The sequence below is a fragment of the Alphaproteobacteria bacterium genome, from assembly GCA_016699305.1.
GTDB lineage: Bacteria > Pseudomonadota > Alphaproteobacteria.
In genome coordinates, this window is sequence record CP064970.1 from 395,729 (window position 1) to 416,351 (window position 20,623).

Sequence of the window (20,623 nt, forward strand, 5' to 3'; positions counted from 1 at the left end):
TAGCAGAAAGATGCGGCGCTGACCCAAACGAGTAGTAAGAAAGAGAGGCGATCATCAAGGACCCAACCCATTTAACAGTCCTAGGCCGATCGCCTCAATCCCCCTTTTTGACTAATACCGATAACGATCGTCCTTATATGGACCACCCACCGGCACGCCCAGATAGTCGGCTTGCTTCTGGCTTAGATGAGTCAGCTTGACGCCGATCTTATCCAAATGTAGCCGCGCGACCTTTTCATCCAACTGTTTGGGCAGGGTATAGACCTTGTTTTCGTATTTCTTGTGGTTCTGCCACAGCTCGATCTGCGCCAAGACCTGGTTGGTAAAGGACGCGCTCATCACGAAGCTGGGATGGCCCTTGGCGCAGCCCAGATTGACCAAGCGTCCCTTGGCCAGCACGATCAGGCGCTTGCCATCGGGGAAGACCACCTCATCCACCTGAGGCTTCACCTCTTCCCAACGATAGTTACGCAACGAGGCGATATCGATCTCCGAGTCGAAATGGCCGATATTGCACAAGATCGCGCCGCTCTTCATGTGGCGCATGTGGTCCAAGGTCACCACATCGACATTGCCGGTGGCGGTGACGAAGATATCGCCATAGCCGGCGGCCTCCTCCATCGTGGTGACCTGATAGCCTTCCATCGCCGCCTGCAAGGCCGTGATCGGGTCGATCTCGGTCACCAAAACGCGCGCGCCTTGGCCGCGCAGCGAGGCGGCGGAACCCTTGCCCACATCGCCATAGCCGCACACCACGGCCACCTTGCCCGCCAACATGACGCCGGTGGCGCGTTTGATGCCATCCACCAAGCTTTCGCGGCACCCATACAGATTATCGAATTTCGACTTGGTGACGCTGTCATTCACATTGATCGCCGGAACCATCAGATTCCCCGCGCGGGCGCGTTCGTACAGACGATGCACGCCCGTGGTCGTCTCCTCGGACAAGCCCCTGACATCCTTCATCAGGTCTGCATGATTCGCATGCATGACCTCGGTCAGGTCGCCGCCATCGTCCAACAGCATATTGGGACGCCAGCCATCGGGACCGGTGATGGTTTGTTCGATGCACCACAAAGATTCGTCTTCGGTCTGGCCCTTCCAGGCAAAAACAGGGATGCCAGCCGCCGCGATGGCCGCCGCCGCCTGATCCTGTGTCGAATAGATGTTGCATGAGGACCAGCGAATTTCCGCGCCCAATTCACGCAAGGTTTCAATCAGAACCGCCGTTTCCGTGGTCATGTGCAGACAGCCCGCGATGCGCGCGCCCTTAAGCGGCTTGGTCTTGCCATACTCCGCGCGCAGGGCCATCAGGCCGGGCATCTCGCCTTCGGCAATGCGGATTTCTCGCCGACCCCAATCGGCCAACGACATATCTTGTACCTTGAAATCACCCGAAGCCGGCGGGGCGGCATGATCGTTTTTGGGGGAAGCGGCCTTGGCCGACATGGGATCCTCCTTAGAAAGACTTTGTTTCATGTGATAACGGAAGGCGCAGCATATCCCATGCCAATGCCTACGGCAACCAGGCCAACCGACCTAAAATAAGCCGAACCTAGTACGAGACTTTCACAGCCAGCCCTTACGTTTGAACAACCACACGGGAACCACGGCGGATAGCGCAATCACTACCAATGCCAAAGGATAGGCCCAAGGCTGCTCCAATTCGGGCATATGGCGGAAATTCATTCCGTAAATGCTGGCGATCAAAGTCGGCGGAAGAAATGCCGCAGCGGCAACCGAAAATATCTTGATGATGTTGTTTTGCTCGATGGAAATCAGTCCCAACACGGCATCCAGTAGAAACGTGGTCTCATGCGCCAGGAATTGCGCATGGTCGCTCAGCGAGCGCAAATCCGTGTCCAGGGTGCGGATGCGCGAGCTTTGCTCCTTGGTCAAACGGCCCAAGAAGTTCGTGTCCATAAAGACCTGAAGCCGCAACATGCCGTTCAGGCATTCGCGGATTTTGTGGATCATGTCGCCCGACTGGCTAAGGCCGCGCATGGCCGTATCCAGCCATTTGCCGTGATAGCGGGGGGTCAGTTGATGCTTTTTCTTTTGTTCCAGCGCGTGATCGGCGTTCTGCTGGAATATCTCGGTTGAAAGATCGTCGATCTGATGGGCGACATATTCCAGAATATCCGCCGTGCGATCAGCCACCGCATCCAACATGCACAAAGCCGCGTCAACAGAAGTCGCCAACATGTCCGGCTGACGGCGGATGCGGAACGCGAAGGTATCCAGGGCGCGCGGTTTGCAAAACCGCACCGTCAACATATGGGTGGGCGTGATCACGATGGTCAAATCGTCGACAGTCGGATGAATGCTCTCGGCCGCCGAGAGGATCGAGGTGGTCATGAACAAAGCATCGCCTTCCAGATATAAACGACTGGATGCCTCGATCTCCTCCATTTCAGACAGAGTCGGCAGGTCCAAGGATAATGCCTTCGAGATATAATTCCGTTCTTCCTCCTCGGGCTGCAACAGATCGATCCACACAGTGCTCTCGGGAACGTCCTGCCCCGGTTCCAAACGCACGTCATGCACGCGGCCATCACGCAAGGCATAGGCGGTAATCATTGCGGCACCCCCATTCCCTGGAGCGCGCAGGCCGCCTCAAGCGTATTGGCAAACAGACACGCAATCGTCATCGGTCCCACGCCGCCGGGGACAGGCGTGATGAATCCGGCTCGGGAGGCCGCCTCGTCAAACGCCACATCGCCCACAAGAGTGGTCTTGTCTGCCTGTTCGAGTCGGCTGATCCCCACATCGATCACGCATGCCCCGGGCTTGATCCAATCGCCGCGCACCATCCCAGCCTGACCTGTGGCCGCGACAAGGATATCCGCCTGCCGAGATTCGGCAGCCAGATCGCGGCTGCGCGAATGGGTGCTGGTGACCGTGCAATCCGCATGCAGCAGCATGGCCGCCATGGGACGCCCCACAAGATTCGAACGTCCCAACACCACAGCTTTTAATCCTGACAGATTCTCACCCAAAGCCTCGCGGATCAGCATCATGCATCCGCGCGGTGTGCAAGGCTGCAACCCCGGCAAGCCCAGATTCAAACGCCCGACATTCAACGGATGAAGACCATCGACATCCTTATCCGGCGCGATGGCGGCAATGATGGTCGAAGCGGATAACGGCTTGGGCAAAGGCATCTGCACCAATATTCCATGCACGTCGGATGCTTGGTTCAGCGTGCCAATCAGGGCCAGCAGCTCATCTTGTGGGATCGTGGCCGGCAGGGTATGCACCACCGAATGCATTCCGATACTCTCGGCGGTACGTTTCTTATTGCGGATATAGATTTGGCTGGCCGGATCATCGCCCACCAACACCGCCGCCAAACATGGAACCGTGCCGCCCCGCTTTTGCAGCACATCGACCTTGCGCGACACATCGCCCAAAAGCCGTGTCGATAACGCCTTGCCGTCTATGATGCGGGCCGCTGTCGTCATGATGCGTTCCGATATCTCCTCGTCATCACAATGGGCCGTATTCACGCATCAAATTGCGCAAAAATACGATCACAAGGATCACCACGATCGGCGATAGGTCCACGCCACCGATGCTGGGAAGGAAGCGACGAATGCGGGCCAAGACCGGCTCGGTGATCTGGTGCATAAAGCCCAGAATTGCCCGAACCGCCGGGTTATAGACATTGATGACGTTGAACGCCACCAACCAACTGACGATGGCCGAAATGATGATGACCCACAAATACATATCCAGCGCCAAATCCAGCACGATGAACAACGATGTCATCGGGTATCTCCATTCTTGTTTTCGTCTCCCGCACCCATCGGGCGGGTTCGTGGTGGAGGTTAGCAGCCTGGAAGGTCGCGTCAATCTTTTGCAGATTGACACCAAGAGATGAAAAAAAGCTCAAGTTGCGCTTATCGCCACAAGAAAGCAGCGCCGCGAGGGAAAGCGGCGCTGCCTGGGGAGGGATAAATGATGTAAAGAAAACACAGAAGAAGCAGTAATCACCCACGCAAAAAACCGATTTTTTCCATGGCATCCCTTATGTTGGCACATATGTCGATTTTGTAAGGGAACGCCATTCGTGATCGTGATCAGGCCGAGTCAGCTTGTGTTGATGGCGATTTCCAGCGTGTACTGCACGAGTGGGACCCGGATCTCGTGAACCTGGCTTGGTAATCAACGAATTACAGTAGTCTGACGCCACTTTAGGTAACGTAACATGGGCCTTTGCTGCCGCATCAACACACTGCTGGGCCGCTTTGGGGGCCAATGCTCTGTTAATAGCCATGACGACCTGAATAGCTTGATAATTGTCGATATGATCCTCTTCATGCCGGGATATCTCTGCTTTTGTGGTCGTAACCTCTTTGGAGATAGCGTCAAAGCTGTTGACTTTGCCTTCGGCATGAACTGAAAAGTCATCTATAGCTCTGGTGTCGCCAGTATAAGCCGCATATGAGGCAACCTCGCGAATGACCCCTTCACGAAGTTCAGCAACATCTTTGCTCGACCCAATCGGAACAAATTTAGGGTCAAGGAAACGCGCGAAATGTAAGAGCGCCAGATGACGGTAATAGGGCGAATTGTCACTATCCTTGTCATCTGGATGTGACTCATCCGAATTCAGCACATTATAGATCGCCCCAAGCCTTTCACGATAGACATTCTTTAGACTCACACATTGATCATCGCTAGCCCGATTATCGCCTGGGGCCTGCATTTTCTCGAAAAAATCTTCCATCACGGCCTTGTAATTTGCACGGCCAGCCTCCATCAATTTATAGCATTCAGTTGGCGGTATCGAGACGAGATTGAGACCAGGTTTTTCCGACCGATGTTCGAGAGCCGCATAACCAGATACGATGGTACTCATTGTTCCCTCCTGCCTCTCGTTATTCATGGCGTCATAGACATAACTTCTATGATGAAATTATATTTGTATAAAATTAAAAACGCAACTATTCTTTATGTGAATTGTCATATAGTTTCATTTTATCACAACTTGTTATGAATATTTACAGGATATAAAAACACCTACTTATCTAGTGGGCTTGATTTTTGCGGGTTTCGCTCTTTTTCCCCTTCTCATAATCCGTTTCTCGCCCCGCGCGCTGATTTGGTATGCAGATAACTCCGTTAGGCATACACACATCGCCCTGCCGGACAGGATAAATCTGTGGTAACGCCGAAAAAGAAGTATTGGTAGCAGCGGAGGGATTTGAACCCCCGACCAAGGGATTATGATTCCCCTGCTCTACCGCTGAGCTACGCTGCCACAAACGGAGACGCAGCATATACTGATCGGCTGGCTCTGCCAAGGGATTCAGCAATTCTGGTTTTATGGGAACGAGGAAGTTTAAAACGAGGAAAGGGTAAAAGCAGAAGCTGTTAGTGTCGGCACGTTGTCCATGTGGGAAGTTTTTACATGCGCCTGACAATCTTAATCATTCAACTGGCTTGGAAGTTGAAGAACCTCACGCACCCTGCAAAAGGCGACGCAGCAGATCCACATCCTGGCGCAGGTCCTTATCCGTCTGGCACAGCTCCTCCACCTTACGCACGGCGTGAATGACCGTGGTGTGGTCGCGACCACCGAAACGACGCCCGATATCCGGCAGAGAGCGCGAGGTCAGCTGCTTGGCCAGATACATCGCCACCTGACGCGGACGAGCCACCGCGCGCTCACGGCGCGTGGAGCACATCTCGGCCAGGCGCATATTGTAATGCTCGGCCACGCGACGCTGGATATCCTCGACCGTCAAGGTGCGGTCATGGGTGCGCAGAATGTCGTGCAGCACCTCGCCCACCATATCGAGGGAGATGGTCTGCCCCACGAGGTCGCCATGCGCCGTCAAACGGTTCAACGCGCCCTCTAATTCACGCACATTCGACGTGATGCGATGCGCCAGGAACTCCAACACATTGGCGGGAACGCCGCGCCGCGACTGCTCGGCCTTTGACTGCAAGATACCCAAGCGCAGCTCATAGCTGGTGGGATGAATATCCGCGCACAGCCCCCAGCCTAGACGCGAACGCAAGCGTTCCTCGATTTGGTCCAGTTCTCGCGGAGATTTATCTGCGGAAACGACGATCTGTCGGTTCTCATCCACCAAGGCGTTAAAAGTATGAAAGAACTCTTCCTGTGTGGAATCTTTGCCGCTGATGAACTGCACATCATCGATCATCAGCACATCGACCGAGCGAAACTCCTCTTTGAACGCCATCGTGTCTTTAAAGCGCAACGCCCGTACGAACTGATACATAAATTTTTCAGCCGACATATAGATCACGCGCCGACCGTTGTTCTGGCCACGAATATGCCAGGCAATGGCATGCATCAAATGCGTCTTGCCCAGCCCCACGCCTCCATACAGAAACAGGGGGTTAAACGACACAGAGGATGTTTCGGCCACGCGCCGCGCGGCGGCATGGGCCAATTCATTGGGCTTACCCACAACGAATTGGTCAAAGGTAAAGCGGGCATCCAGCGGCGCGCATAAATCATCGCGCCAGTCTTTCATGGCCGAGCTTACCGCCTTGGCAGGCAGACCGTTCACAGGCAACGCCGTCCCGATCAGCGGCATGGCCGTGCGGTCCGAATTTGCGGGAAGGTCGCCGATGGCACTTGTCTGGGTCTGACCAACCACAACGGGCTGTCCCGCAGATGCAACCTCGACCGATGGCAAAACGCCAAAGCGGATGTCTTCCAGCTCGTATCCCGCCTCGCGCCAAGTGGCCGAGATCATGGCACCGTAATGCGTCTCCACCCAATCGCGCATGAATCGCGTGGGCAGGCTGATGACCACCGTGCCGTCTTGGCCGCAGCGCTCACAGCGCATGCTTTCTAGCCAGCGGCGGAAATTTTCAGTGCCGACTTTTTTGCGCAACAAGGCGCGCACACTTAGCCACAACGCTTCGGTCGAAGGGGCGGAATCGGAATCGGCATTTGAAAGACTATGCGCAGCCGAGCGGCTGACCGCGGATGGGTGAATGTTGTCGGTGTGAATGGCCCGTGCGCCCATGCCCCCTACCCCCATCTGTCTACCTCTACCCTATGAAAGGCCTGCTCATGTCCGCCTTCCTGACCGAGCCACGGCATCGCACCGCACACTCCTTAGAAAGGATCCCTGAACAAGCCCAACTGCGCTGTTTTTGAACACGTCATACATTCGACTTTGACCTGGAAAGCCCGTTAGCCCCGCTTCTTCGAGGGTGAGCAGACTTTACAAATGATAACGTCGATTGCAAAAATATTATCTCTAAAAAATCAGAAAAAATCAAGTGTTCATTTGGCAACACCAAATGAACACTAGTATTTCAGGAGCGTTTCTTGTTTTTTCACTTGCGCTACTATAGTTATAAATTCTGTCGCAAGCGGACTTTATTTATTCAATACTCTTAATGCATCATTAATATTTACCTATCAATGGGATTTAGACGCAATCATGCAACGAAGCTATAAAACGATGGCCGCAAGTTGCGGCGCATCGCCTAAGCTTGAGCGGCAGGTGTCTTGAGGGCCTTGATACGGCTGCAAAGGCGCGAAATCTTGCGCGATGCCGTATTGCGATGAAGGACCCCCTTAGAGACCCCACGAGCCAGCTCAGGCTCAGCCTGGCGGAACGCTTCCAGGGCGGCATCCAACTGGCCGGACTGAAGGCTGGTCTCAACTTTCTTAACCGCCGTGCGGATACGCGACAAATGCGCGCGATTGCGCAAGCGTCGGCGGGCGGTTTGACGAACTCGCTTAATGGCAGAGGCGTGATTGGCCATGTGATTTAAGATCCCAAGCGGTGAAGATGCATTCGAAGAAGACCGTTGTATCCTTCCCAAATGTTTGCGTCAAGCCTTCATCGTGATGCCTTATCCTGATTGAAATTGAACACGCCTATCTTGACGAAAAGACCTGGCGGCTCCATATCATGAGACATGACATTGCCACATCTTGTGATCGCCCCGGATCCGCGCCTACGCCGCAAAACGCCCCTTGTGGGCAAAGTCGATTCCCGCATCGCCAAATTGATGGATGAGATGCTGACCGTGATGTATCCGGGTAACGGCATCGGCTTGGCCGCGCCGCAAATCGGTGTGCTGGAAAGCGTGATCGTCATGGACACGGGCGAAAAGCGTGACGGCACCGAGGCCATCTACTTGGCAGACCCGGAGATTGTCTGGAAAAGCGAAGAAACGATGGTTTATCGTGAAGGTTGTTTGTCCTTACCCGATATCTGGATCGAGATCACCCGGCCCGAGAAGATCCGCGTCAGCTATCTGGACCAACATAATAAGTCGCGCGAAATTGAGGCCAAAGGCCTGGAGGCCATCTGCCTTCAACATGAGATCGACCATCTACATGGCGTTTTGTTCGTGGATTATGTCTCGCAATTGAAGCGTGAGATGATCCTGCGCCGCTTGGACAAGGCTAAAAAACACGGGCGGATTGAAACGTGAATGTAAATATGGATACATCGGACGCGGCCAAGCCTGCCGCATCGGCTGTTCGCACAGCCATAGAGCAGGACGCCGATCTGCTGCATGTTGTATTGGGCGAAAATCTGCTGGACCTGCATGAAAATCGAGGTGGCCTAACGGCCTGTGTGCGGCGTGAAACGATTGCTGATTGCCTGCAACGCCTACGCACGGATCGCACATGCGCATTCGATGAACTGATGGATGTATGCGGGGTCGATTATCCCGCCCGCACGCCACGTTTTGAGGTGGTGTATCAACTCCTTAGCCTGACGCGCAATCGCCGCCTGACGATTAAGGTTGCCGTGGCCGAGGATGAATCCGTTCCCAGTTCTGCCGGTGTCTTCCCTGCCGCCGGATGGTTTGAACGTGAAGTGCTGGATCTTTTTGGCATCACGTTTTCGGACCATCCCGATCCGCGCCGTATCCTGACGGATTATGGCTTTGAAGGCCATCCTTTGCGTAAGGATTTTCCCCTGACCGGCTATGTGGAAGTCCGCTACGATCCCGATCAGCGCCGCGTGGTGCACGAACCCGTGCATCTAACCCAAGATTACCGCAACTTCGATTTTCTTAGCCCTTGGCAAGGCGATGTTCCCCTTACTTTGCCCGGCGACGAAAAAGCTTCAAAATAAAGGCGTTTCGCGAATTTCAGCGGATAACCCTAGGATAACTTCATAGCTCCGAGCCTCTACGAGAGCCTAGAGGAAACGCAAATCACGCATGCCCGATCTCAGCAGATAGACTGGCGGGGGTGATGCCCAATTGGGCGATGGCGCGTTCCCATTTGGTTTCCAAATGGTCGTCGAACAACAAGGTCTCGGCGGACGGGGCGACCAGCCAGCCATTGGCTTGAAGCTCGGTATCCAACTGCCCCGGACCCCATCCGGCATAACCCAGCGCCAGGAAACAGCGATTCGGGCCATGGCCTTGCGCGATGGCGCGTAGGATATCGACGGTCGCGGTCAGGCACACTTGGTCATCCACCGGCACCGTGCCCTCGGACTGATAATCCGCCGAATGCAGTACAAAGCCCCTATTGTTTTCGACCGGTCCACCGTAATGGATGCGAACGGGCGGCGTGGTGGAATCTGTTTTGATCTCCATCTGGTCGAGCAAAGAACAAAAATCCAGCGCACCAAATAGCCGATTGACCACAACCCCCATGGCACCCGCCGGGCTGTGTGAGCAGATATAAATCACTGTGCGCGCAAAGCGGGGATCGGCCATGCCGGGCGTGGCGACCAACAAAGTCCCTGCCAAAGATCCCGAATGCTTTTCTGTCTTGTGTTCGGACAAAGCTTCGCCTTCCTCAGCACGAGCGCGAGGGCGGATCTGCGGCTTTTTCTTGTCCTTTGCAGTCAAGGCCTGGTTCGTCTCCTGAACGTATGTTTTCCCTCGATCCGCGAAAACGATGCATGATCGAGTGAATGGTGTCACAATCTATTTAACAAATATGAGTATAAAACTTGGCGAAGGCCCAAGAAAACCAGAAAGGTTAAGACGTTTGAGGATTCTTCAATTCCCATCATTCCGTCCTGCCACGATAGGTGCCATGGCCTTAATGGCCTTGGTCCTTATTGTTTCTTTTACTATCGATACAAAAAAATCTTTAGCTAAGGAACCCGAATGGGTACGGGGGCAATATGTATCGGCACGACTAATATCTGGCGTCATGGCCGTGGGAGATTTGTCTGCCGTCCCCATGGGAGTGGGATTACGGCTGGATCCAGGCTGGAAAACCTATGGGCCGAATCCAGGACCCGCCGGATTACCTGCGCGATTGGATTGGGGGTTGTCGGACAACGTATCAAGCAGTCACATCGCATGGCCGCCGACCATGGATTTTGAGTTCCAAGGCATCCATGCGCGCGGCTATCAAGGTGATGTGCTGTGGCCCATGACAGTACGGCCCAAGGCGGTAGGTCAGCCGATAAATATGTATTTACGGCTGGAGATGCTGGTCTGCAAAGACGTGTGCATCCCGCAAAGCCTGACCTTGCCCATGTTCCTGACTTCCGGTCAGGCATTTCCCAGTTCCTATGCCGAGACTTTGGACGCAGCGCATAATCGCCAGACCGAACCTGCATCCGTACATAACGAGAATGGAGAAGGAAATTCTGGCATCTCATGGATTTTGGCTTTTGGACTGGCATTACTGGGCGGGTTAATCCTGAACCTGATGCCTTGCGTACTGCCGGTCTTATCGTTGAAGCTGCTGGCGGTATTGGGGCATGGCGGCGGCAATCGGCGTGACGTGCGATGGTCGTTTCTGGCCACGGCGGCAGGGATTGTCTTTTCCTTTTGGCTGCTGGCGGGATTCACGGTGATCTTCAAATGGGCCGGTGGAAATGTGGGATGGGGACTGCATTTCCAGAACCCCATCTTTCTGATCGGCATGATCCTGGTACTGATGCTATTCGCCGCGAATTTATGGGGCCTGTTTGAATTCCGTTTGCCGCAGTTTCTGGCTCGAAGCCTCTCCGCGCGGCACAACGGGATGCTCGGCGCGTTTCTAACAGGATGCTTCGCCACCCTATTGGCCACGCCCTGCTCGGCACCCTTTCTAGGAACGGCGGTGGGTTTTGCCTTGGCCAGCGGCGCTTGGGACATTATTACCATCTTCACGGCCCTTGGTCTGGGGCTGGCCGCGCCTTGGTTGATCGTGGCCGCATGGCCGCGACTGGCCACCGCCCTGCCGCGTCCGGGGGCCTGGATGATCCCGCTGCGACGCGTCATGGGCGTGGGGCTGGCCGTGACGGCGCTGTGGCTTGGCGCGGCGGCACTGCCCGATTCCTTGCGCACCTCCGATGATCCGCGTTGGCGACATTTTGACGAACGCGCAATCTCTGAGCTGACATCTCGCGGGGCCGTGGTTTTTGTGAACATCACCGCCGATTGGTGCCTGACCTGTCTGGCCAATAAGAAACTGGTCTTGGAACGGCCAACCATCCGCGCCCAATTATTCGATCAGCCGCGCCGATTGGTGGCCATGCAAGGCGACTGGACTCATCGTGACGAGGGAATCACCGCCTATCTGCTGCGCCACAAGCGTTACGGCATTCCCTTTAGCATCGTCTATGGCCCCGGCGCGCCCGAAGGGATTATTTTGCCTGAATTCCTTCATGAGGATGATATTTTGAAAGCTTTGAACCAAGCCAAAGGCTGACACCGCTGCGCATGCCGTTATAATACATATTTATCAATGTATAATGCTCGATATCGCATCCATTTTGTATGAATAAGACGCACAAAAAAAGATCCCCAATTATCCCGGCAATCTGGCCACACTCACAAATTCGGAATGACCTGCCCGCTTGGCAGGCTATTTTTCATGATCCCGACTTGACCCCAGCCCCACACTCGCGCAAAAAGACGTGTGCTAGGAAGGGAATCGCATGGCTAATCTCAAGGACTTACGCAATCGCATCGCCAGCGTGCGCGCGACGTGCAAGATCACCTCGGCCATGAAAATGGTCGCGGCCAGCAAATTGCGACGCGCTCAAACGCAGGCCGAGAACGCGCGGCCTTATGCCGAGTCCTTGCAGGATATGCTGGCCTCGGTCTCTCAAGGCATCCCGGCGCATGACGATTCTTTGCCGGCCTGGGCGCGTGCCAGCGGCAATAAAAGTCCGGCACTGGTGGTTCTGACGTCGGATCGCGGCCTGTGCGGCGGCTTCAACGCCTCGGTCGTGCGCGATGTGCGGCACAGGGTTGATGAGTTGGAGAAACAGGGAACGCCGCCCATCCTGATCTGCATCGGGCGGCGTGGGCGCGACATGCTCAAACGGACCCACAGCAAATATATCGTCCACAGCATGGATTTTGGCCGCACGCCCTCTTATGCCGTGGCGCAGGATTTGGCGGAAACCCTGGTTAAGCTGTTCACCCAAAGCAAACTGGACAGCTGCGATCTGATGTTCAACGCCTTCAAAAACGCCTTGCAGCAGGAGCTGCGCATGCGACGTATCATGCCCGCGCCCATGGACCCGCCCGAAGAGGCCGCCGCCAAGCCGACGGTCTGGCGTATCTATGAGCCGGGGCGAAACGAGATATTGGCCGGCCTGTTGCCCTTGAACATGAAGACGCAAATTTATCTGGCGATGGTCGAAAGCATGGCAGGCGAACATGCCGCGCGCATGACCGCTATGGACAGCGCCACACGCAATGCCAGCGAGATGATTGATCGCTTAAACCTGCGTTACAACCGGCTGCGCCAGGCGGCCATCACCACGGAGATGATCGAGATCGTCTCCGGCTCTGAGGCGATGTAGAGCATGAGCGAGGCGCCCATCACCGGCGGTCCCTTTGACGCCCACACACCGCCCCAGATGGCGGCGTTGCTGCGCGATTATGGTGTCAAGAAGGCGCGTCTTGCGCCCGTGGCGATGATGACCTTAGGCCTGCTGGGCGGTGCCTACATCGCCTTGGGCGGCATGTTTTATACACTGGTGATGACGGAAAGCGGCTTGGGTTTTGGGCCGTCGCGCCTGTTGGGCGGATTGGCCTTTTCGCTGGGTTTGGTTCTGGTGGTCGTGGGCGGGGCCGAATTGTTCACCGGCAACACCATGCTGACGATGGCCTGGGCACAACGTTTGGTGCGCACGCGCGAATTGCTGGCCAATTGGCTGGTCATTTATCTGTGCAACTTCGCGGGTGCCTTGGCCATGGCCTTGATGATGTACGCTTCGGGCGTGTTGCATATTCATGACGACGCCATGGCGGCAACGGCGATCAAAATCGCAAGTGCCAAGACCTCTCTGGGCTTTGCCGAAGCGTTCTTTCGTGGCATTTTGTGCAATGTGCTGGTATGCCTTGGCGTGTGGCTATGCCTGGCGGCACGCAGTGTGTCCAGCAAGATCCTGGCGATCATCTTTCCCGTATCGGCCTTTGTGGCTTTGGGGTTTGAACATTCGGTCGCCAACATGTATCTGATCCCCTTGGGCATGATGGCGGGTGCGCCCGTGTCCTTGGGCAGTTTTGTTGCCAACCTCATCCCCGTCACGCTGGGCAATATCGTCGGCGGCGGGGTGCTGGTGGCACTGGTGTATTGGCTGGTTTATCTTAAAGGCTCCCACGACAACCCCGCATCCGGAGGATGACAACCGTGACCTCAACACCCACACCGACAAAGCAACTGACAGGCAAGGTTACCCAGGTTCTGGGCGCGGTGGTCGATATCATGTTCGATGCCGGTCTGCCTCCGATCGAGAACGCGCTGGAGACCGACATTGAAGGCCGCCGCATGGTGATGGAGGTCGCGCAGCATTTGGGCGAGAACTCCGTCCGCGCCATCGCGATGGACTCCACGGACGGCATGGCGCGCGGCCAGATCGTGCGAGATATGGGCGGCCCTATTGCCGTTCCCGTCGGTCCTGGCACTTTGGGCCGCATTATGAATGTCATCGGCGACCCGGTGGACGAACGCGGCCCCATCGAAACCAAGCGGCGCGATCCCATCCACCGCGAAGCCCCGACCTTTATCGAGCAGTCCACCGAAACCGAAGTTCTGGTCACCGGCATCAAAGTGGTGGATCTGCTGGCCCCTTATTCGCGCGGCGGCAAGGTTGGATTGTTCGGCGGCGCGGGCGTGGGCAAGACGGTGCTGATCCAAGAATTGATCAATAACGTCGCCAAGGCGCATGGCGGCAATTCGGTCTTCGCCGGCGTGGGTGAGCGCACGCGCGAAGGCAACGACCTGTATCACGAGATGATCGGCTCGGGCGTCATCAACCTGGATGGTCCGGGGTCAAAGGTGGCCCTGGTCTATGGCCAGATGAACGAGCCTCCCGGCGCGCGCGCGCGCGTGGGTCTGACCGGCCTGACCTTGGCCGAATATTTCCGTGATGATGAAGGTCAGGACGTTCTGCTCTTTATCGACAACATCTTCCGCTTTACCCAAGCCGGATCCGAGGTCTCGGCCTTGCTGGGCCGCATTCCATCGGCGGTGGGCTATCAGCCGACTTTGGCGACCGATATGGGCGAGCTGCAAGAGCGCATCACCTCGACGCGCAAAGGCTCGATCACCTCGGTGCAGGCCATCTATGTGCCCGCCGACGACTTGACCGACCCCGCCCCTGCTACCTCCTTTGCGCATTTGGACGCCACCACGGTGCTGTCGCGCCAGATTGCCGAGCTTGGCATCTATCCGGCCGTGGATCCGTTGGATTCCACCAGCCGCATCATGGACCCGCGCATCCTGGGCCAAGAGCATTATGAAACGGCACGCGCGGTGCAAAAAGTGCTGCAAACCTACAAGTCTTTGCAAGACATCATCGCCATCTTGGGCATGGACGAATTGTCCGAGGAAGACCGCATGATCGTCGCGCGCGCGCGCAAGATTCAGCGCTTCTTGTCTCAGCCTTTCCATGTGGCCGAGGTCTTCACCGGATCGCCCGGCGTTCTGGTGCGTTTGGAAGACACCATCAAGGGCTTTAAGGGAATCGTGGCGGGCGAATACGATCACCTTCCCGAACAGGCTTTTTACATGGTCGGCACCATCGAAGACGCCGTCGCCAAGGGCGAACGCCTGCAAGCCGAGGCCGCTTAACCGGCGAACGCATCCTTTGGTAAGAAGTCGGATAAGGGACCGCAGGGTTAATTCCCCGGCCCCTTACCGAGTTACTTCCAGTTCGCCGCAATCACCGTGGCCAAAGAGTCCTGATAATGTTGCGGCAGGGTGTTCTCATTCGCCGCAGGCGGCGCGAATGCGGCCATGGCATTGACCAAATTCTCGACCTGGTTCGCCAGCAAAGCCTTGCCGTCCGAAGTCTTGAATTGCTCAATCTGGGCCACCGCTCCGCTGCCATACCAGCCACTGATGGTCATGCAATCTTCCGTTCCGATGATGCTGACCTCGAGATCGCTGTTCAGCTTTCTGAACCAGATTTGGTCGCTGGCGATACCTGAACCAAACGACATCATGTCGCTATTGCCGGCAGTGCTGTCATATTCCTGGATGGAGTCAACATACGAGCCACGAGCCATCACATAGGTGTCGTTGCCCTGCCCGCCAATCAGCCAATCACGCCCTGTGCCACCATCCAGCGTGTCATTGCCCGCATCGCCGTTGAGTGTATCATTGCCATCCTGGCCTTGCAGCAGATCGTCTCCATAGCCGCCGTTTAGAATATCGGCACCCACGCCGCCCGCCAGTCTGTCGTTGCCATCTTCGCCATTGATTTGATCATCGCCGCCATCGCCGCCCAGCGAGTCATGACCCGAGCGGCCATAGACGTAATCATTGCCGTCGCCGCCATTGATGGTGTCCGCCGTGGCATAGCCAGTTAGAACGTTATCTTCCGTTGTTCCTGCCAAAACCTTGGCCTTCACCGCATCGACTCTCCAGACGGTTCCATCGGCAAATTTGATATTCTCGATCACACTGTTCGTTGCGCCGTCCTGAGTGAAATAGCTCGACACATTCAGCGTATCATCTGTGCCTACGAGGCTGATCACCAGGTTGCCATTGTCGTTCCTTAGCATCGTCTGTGCAGCGGAGATTCCCGCACCCAACAGAACCGTATCGGCATTCACGCCCACGGCGTCAACGTCACCGTTGTTGATCGTGTCTTGCCCGCTTCCAAAGCCAAACAGATAAGTATCGGCACCGTTGCCCCCACTCATCTGATCATCACCTGTACCACCGTCGAGCGTATCGGCTCCGTCTCCCCCGTAGAGATTATCGCGACCTTCCATACCGCGCAGCACATCATTCCCCGCGCCGCCATCCAGTGTATCGTCGCCAAAACCCGCACCGCCGGTCAGCGTATCGTTACCGCCATCACCGTATAAACAGTCATTGCCGTAACCGCCGTCGATGATGTCATTGCCGCCATGCGCATAGATCGTATCATCGCCAGAGGCCCCGGCCAGGGAATCAGCCGTCTCAAATCCTATCAGAGTGTCACTGGAGTTGGTGGCGACCGTCACCTTGGCCTTGATCGCCGCCACATTCCACACCGTGCCATCGGCGAATCTGACGTTCTCGACGGCATGAGGCGTCGCTCCATCCTGACTGAAATAGTTTTGAACCGTCAGTTTGTCATTGGTGCCGATGATCGATAAGGCCAAATTATCCCACTCGCGAGAGGCCACCACATCCGCGACCGCCACGCCGGCAGAAAACTGGATGGTATCGGCTTTTACGCCCAACGCATCCACGTCGTAATTATTGATCGAATCCTGTCCGCTGCCACGCCCGAACAGATAGACATCCGCGCCATCGCCTCCCGACAACACATCATTGCCCAAGCCACCATTAAGAGTGTCATTGCCGCCATAGCCGTATAGCGAGTCGTCACCCACCCCACCCAGCATGCTTTCCGACGCCGCCGTGCCCGCCTTGTACATGGCAGCAGGAGCGGCGCTCAATCTGCTCTTGACCGCGGCATAGTCCCATACCGTACCGTTGGCAAAGCCAATAAGCTCCACCGCGTTGGCTGTCGTGCCGTCCTGCGAGAAATAGCTTTGAACCGTCAGCCTGTCATTGGTGCCGATGATTGACAGAACCAGATCATCGCCCAAACGGGAAGCAGCCACATCCGCCGGCACGATTCCTGCCTGAAAAATGATGGCGTCCCTGGACTGGCCGAGAGCATCATTGTCATTATTGCTGATGGTATCCTGACCGCTGCCGCGCCCGAACATATAGCTATCAGCCCCATCACCCCCGCCAAGCGTGTCATTGCCTAGACCACCATAGATGCGGTCATTGCCCGATTCCCCATAGAGGGTATCGTCACCCTCATCGCCGTAGATCGCATCATCATCGGCGCCGCCATATATATAATCATTGCCCGCGCCGCCCAATAACCCGTCATAGCCAGCGCCGCCACTGATGTTGTCAGTGCCGTCACTGCCGCTGATCGTGTCAGATCCATCATAGCCATTGATCTGGTCATCGCCCGCGCCGCCATTGATGTTGTCCGCGCTGGCATAGCCGTACAGCGTGTCTTTTTCATTCGTGCCCAGCAAGGTCTTGGCCTTCATTGTGGCCACGTCCCATACCGTGCCGTTAGCAAAGCCAATAAGCTCCACCGCGTTGGCTGTCGTGCCGTCCTGCGAGAAATAGCTTTGAACCGTCAATCTGTCATTGGTGCCGATGATCGACAGAACCAAACTATCGCCCAGACGGGAAACAGCCACATCCGCCGGCACGATTCCTGCCTGAAAAATGATGGCGTCCCTGGACTGGCCGAGAGCATCATTGTCATTATTGCTGATGGTATCCTGACCGCTGCCGCGCCCGAACATATAGCTATCAGCCCCATCACCCCCGCTAAGAGTGTCATTGCCTAGACCGCCATACAGACGATCATTGCCCGATTCCCCATAGAGGGTATCGTTACCCCCGTCGCCGTAGATCGCATCATCACCAGCACCACCATTGAGGCTGTCATTGCCCGCGCCGCCGAGCATCCCGTCATGGCCATCCTCACCATAGAGGACATCGGCCCCATCATCGCCATACAGCGAATCGCTGCCGCCATTGCCTTGGATTGTGTCCCCACCCGCGCCGCCACGAATAGTCTCTGCACTGACAGAGCCATACAGCGAATCCGCCTGAGCCGTCGCCGCCGTCACCTTAGCCATGATCGAGGCCGCGCCCCAAACCGTGCCATCGGCAAATTTGATCTGCTCGACGGCGTAACACAATAACCCATCCTGAACAAAATGCCCCCGCACCCGCAAGCTGCTGGACGCGCCATTGATGGTCACGATCAGATCGCTCCCCTCGCGTCGCAGCACCACATCGGCCACGGCGATCCCTGCGCTTAGGCTGATGGTGTCGATATTCACCCCATAGGCGTCTGCATCCCAATTGTCGACGATATCCTGGCCAGAGCCGCGCCCAAACACATAGATATCCGATCCATCATTCCCGCTCAAATAGTCATCACCGGACTGTCCATCCAGAATGTCATTCCCTGCGCCGCCATACAGATAATCATTGTGATCCCCGCCAAAAAGCGTGTCGTTGCCGTTACCCCCATAGACGGTATCGTTGTCTCCCCCGGCATAAATCAGATCATTGCCATCGGCACCTTGCAGAGAATCATTTCCCGACAAGCCAAACAGCACATCATCGCCAACATTGCCTTCCGACTGATCGGAACCCGAACTTCCATATTGCCGATAGGCCTGAAGCATCTTAGCGTAAGTCAGAACGGACGAGCTGGAACGAATAGCCGCATCCAGCGCCGACTGAGTTGCCGCACTGATCCCGGTCAGGCCCACCGAATACTCGATCATGCTCAGCACATTCACCCATTGCTGCACCGCCGCCTCGGTCGTCTTACCCGCCGCGCCCAGAGTCGTCAGCGCCGCCGGCGTAAAGCTTAGACTACCGCTGAATGTGTCCGTGATGGGATCATATGTCGGGACCTGGGCAAGCAAGGACTGGCCACAGCTTTGCAGCATCAGGCGCGAAGCCACCGCTTTTTCTATCGGGCCAACGACCTGACCCAAAGCATTGCCCCTGAAATCTCCAGCCAAAGCATCGCCCACGCTCCATAGTGTCTTCCCAAAGAACTTCTCGCAAAACGCCACATCGCGCGCGTCCGCAAAAAAGTCGCTGCTGGTCCCCGACACGCCGCCCAATGAGCGGCTCGTCCGGTCCAGATTCGCAACCCCTGCCCACAGATACATAATCTCGCGCACTTTTCCCATCACCGCCACCGGGCTGATGGTCAGCAGGTTCAGCTTGGTGAACGCCTCGACCTTGGCCAGCAGCGCGGCATTTTGGCTCATGGCGATGGCAAGGTCGGGCAGTTGTCCATAGCCGCGCATCTGCGGCAGCAGCAATGCGCGCGGGTTCAGGGCCACATTGCCGGCATACACCGTGTTCACATTGTCATAGGCAAACCACGCATCCACCACCTTGCCCGTCGCGCCAGTCGTGCGTGTAAAGCTGGATTCCTTGGTCACCAGATTGCCCGCGATGGCATAATTGCTCGCGGTGGCGTTCAGGTTGATGCTGGCGATGCCGGTCTCTGCCAGAGTCTTTAACTCAGCTGCCTGGCTGACGCCGTCCTGGTTCAGATCGCGCCAGACTTTCAAATTGGCGAACTGAGCATCCGCCGTGCTGATCTTGCCGTCTTTGTTCGAGTCCAACGTCGCCAGCGCCAGAAACCCATCCGCCTGACCCGTCTTATCCCCAAACAATTCCCCATGATCGTCAATCACCCCATTCCCATTCGCATCCCGCGCCAGCAACCCATCATCCGACTTCACCCACGCGCTCGCCTCGCGGAAACCATCCCTATCAATATCCCAATACACCCCATTCGGACCCGTCAACTCAACGCCATCTCCGTCAAGGTCCAACACCAGAGGCGAGCCTTGCTCGGAGGCTTGGTTGAATTTATCAATCAATCCAAACACCCAATCCGCCAAAGGCCCGGGCTTGCCGTCCCCGTCTGAAATGCCCAGCGCATGCAGCAGCATATCGCCCAATGCCATGGACGCCTTAGTGATCTGCTCACCCGCATGCGTCCCATAAATTCCTGTCAACATACCCACGGTCACAGCCGTCAAGAAAATGATCGACCCTGCGACAAAGCCCGTGGCCACCCCCGCCACCAATGCCGTCCCCAGAATAGCTCCCGCCAAGGCCCCCGCCGTGCCCAGGGCCAACCGCCCCATCAGACCACCCATCACTTCGGCCGCGCCCGCAATATTGCCGGCATCCGCCTTGGTCTTGGCATCGTCCATACTCAGCTTGATATCCACCGCGATCAGCGCAGCACCCAACGCGCCAGCCCCCGCACCTACTAAACGCTTGGCCACTTCCTTCGCGGCCATACCCTCTTCGATCCCCAGTGCCGACAACAATTTGCGCGCATCAAATACGCCCGAATCGTTCCCCGTCAGCTTGCCAATAACCTGCCCCATCGGAACTTTCCCGCCAGGCGTCTTCACCGTCCCGTCCGGATACGCCTCAAATTTTCCGTTGCTGTTCTTAAAACCAGGCGTGTTGTTCAGGGTTTCATGCGGCTGCATCCACGCTTTTCCATCACTGGCACGTAAACTCGGATTGCCCTGAGCCACCGCATTATACGCTGCAGGAGGCATACGCCCCGATTTCACACCATCGTTCGCATAATCAACTGTTGTTTCTCGAACTTTTGAGTAATCCTGGCCAAGAGCTGTGCTGTTTGGA

Annotated in this window: 15 protein-coding genes and 1 tRNA gene; 6 read left to right on the forward strand and 10 right to left on the reverse strand. The window is 56.2% G+C overall.

What is annotated here, in order from left to right:
* Positions 1-111: 111 nt before the first annotated feature.
* The 8 genes from IPI58_01820 to rpsT form a co-directional block, all read right to left on the reverse strand.
* Positions 112-1,449, reverse strand: a complete 1,338-nt coding sequence (locus IPI58_01820; protein QQR69440.1) for an adenosylhomocysteinase — start codon at positions 1,447-1,449, stop codon at positions 112-114.
* A gap of 120 nt (positions 1,450-1,569) precedes the next feature.
* Positions 1,570-2,580 carry a magnesium transporter CorA family protein gene (locus IPI58_01825; GenBank protein ID QQR69441.1) on the reverse strand — a complete coding sequence of 337 codons (1,011 nt, stop codon included), beginning with the start codon at positions 2,578-2,580 and terminating at the stop codon, positions 1,570-1,572.
* Complete coding sequence (gene folD / locus IPI58_01830) at positions 2,577-3,464, reverse strand: bifunctional methylenetetrahydrofolate dehydrogenase/methenyltetrahydrofolate cyclohydrolase FolD (GenBank protein ID QQR69442.1); 888 nt, start codon at positions 3,462-3,464, stop codon at positions 2,577-2,579. Before folD ends, IPI58_01825 begins: the two co-directional genes overlap by 4 nt.
* A 25-nt stretch (positions 3,465-3,489) precedes the next feature.
* Entirely contained in the window at positions 3,490-3,771 is a 282-nt protein-coding gene (locus tag IPI58_01835) for a YggT family protein (protein ID QQR69443.1), read from the reverse strand.
* Positions 3,772-4,030: 259 nt separating this feature from the next.
* A complete protein-coding gene (locus tag IPI58_01840; protein ID QQR69444.1) occupies positions 4,031-4,864 on the reverse strand; it encodes a hypothetical protein in 834 nt (277 codons plus the stop codon).
* A gap of 327 nt (positions 4,865-5,191) precedes the next feature.
* A tRNA-Met gene (locus IPI58_01845) sits at positions 5,192-5,266 on the reverse strand.
* A gap of 199 nt (positions 5,267-5,465) precedes the next feature.
* Positions 5,466-7,013: a chromosomal replication initiator protein DnaA gene (gene dnaA / locus IPI58_01850; protein ID QQR69445.1), complete on the reverse strand. Its 1,548-nt coding sequence runs from the start codon at positions 7,011-7,013 to the stop codon at positions 5,466-5,468.
* Positions 7,014-7,482: 469 nt separating this feature from the next.
* Positions 7,483-7,764: a 30S ribosomal protein S20 gene (rpsT, locus tag IPI58_01855; protein QQR69446.1), complete on the reverse strand. Its 282-nt coding sequence runs from the start codon at positions 7,762-7,764 to the stop codon at positions 7,483-7,485.
* A 156-nt stretch (positions 7,765-7,920) separates the two neighbouring features.
* Between rpsT and def the strand changes: the two genes are divergently transcribed.
* The gene (def, locus tag IPI58_01860; protein QQR69447.1) at positions 7,921-8,442 is read left to right on the forward strand and encodes a peptide deformylase; all 522 of its coding nucleotides are present in this window, start codon (positions 7,921-7,923) and stop codon (positions 8,440-8,442) included.
* Between the two features lie 8 nt (positions 8,443-8,450).
* Positions 8,451-9,095, forward strand: a complete 645-nt coding sequence (locus IPI58_01865) for an NADH-quinone oxidoreductase subunit C (GenBank protein QQR69448.1) — start codon at positions 8,451-8,453, stop codon at positions 9,093-9,095.
* An 82-nt stretch (positions 9,096-9,177) separates the two neighbouring features.
* Here IPI58_01865 and IPI58_01870 read toward each other — a convergent pair whose 3' ends face one another.
* On the reverse strand, positions 9,178-9,759 hold the full coding sequence (locus IPI58_01870) for a YqgE/AlgH family protein (protein QQR70000.1): 582 nt from the start codon (positions 9,757-9,759) through the stop codon (positions 9,178-9,180).
* Between the two features lie 382 nt (positions 9,760-10,141).
* Between IPI58_01870 and IPI58_01875 the strand changes: the two genes are divergently transcribed.
* The 4 genes from IPI58_01875 (at position 10,142) to atpD (ending at position 15,010) form a co-directional block, all read left to right on the forward strand.
* The gene (locus tag IPI58_01875) at positions 10,142-11,629 is read left to right on the forward strand and encodes a thioredoxin family protein (protein QQR69449.1); all 1,488 of its coding nucleotides are present in this window, start codon (positions 10,142-10,144) and stop codon (positions 11,627-11,629) included.
* A gap of 229 nt (positions 11,630-11,858) precedes the next feature.
* A complete protein-coding gene (gene atpG / locus IPI58_01880; protein QQR69450.1) occupies positions 11,859-12,734 on the forward strand; it encodes an ATP synthase F1 subunit gamma in 876 nt (291 codons plus the stop codon).
* A 3-nt stretch (positions 12,735-12,737) separates the two neighbouring features.
* A complete protein-coding gene (locus tag IPI58_01885; protein ID QQR69451.1) occupies positions 12,738-13,562 on the forward strand; it encodes a formate/nitrite transporter family protein in 825 nt (274 codons plus the stop codon).
* Positions 13,559-15,010, forward strand: coding sequence for a F0F1 ATP synthase subunit beta (gene atpD / locus IPI58_01890; GenBank protein ID QQR69452.1), 1,452 nt, complete (start codon positions 13,559-13,561; stop codon positions 15,008-15,010). Before IPI58_01885 ends, atpD begins: the two co-directional genes overlap by 4 nt.
* A 71-nt stretch (positions 15,011-15,081) precedes the next feature.
* Here the strand turns inward: atpD and IPI58_01895 are convergent, their stop codons facing one another.
* Positions 15,082-20,463 carry a hypothetical protein gene (locus IPI58_01895; protein ID QQR69453.1) on the reverse strand — a complete coding sequence of 1,794 codons (5,382 nt, stop codon included), beginning with the start codon at positions 20,461-20,463 and terminating at the stop codon, positions 15,082-15,084.
* Positions 20,464-20,623 lie beyond the last annotated feature (160 nt).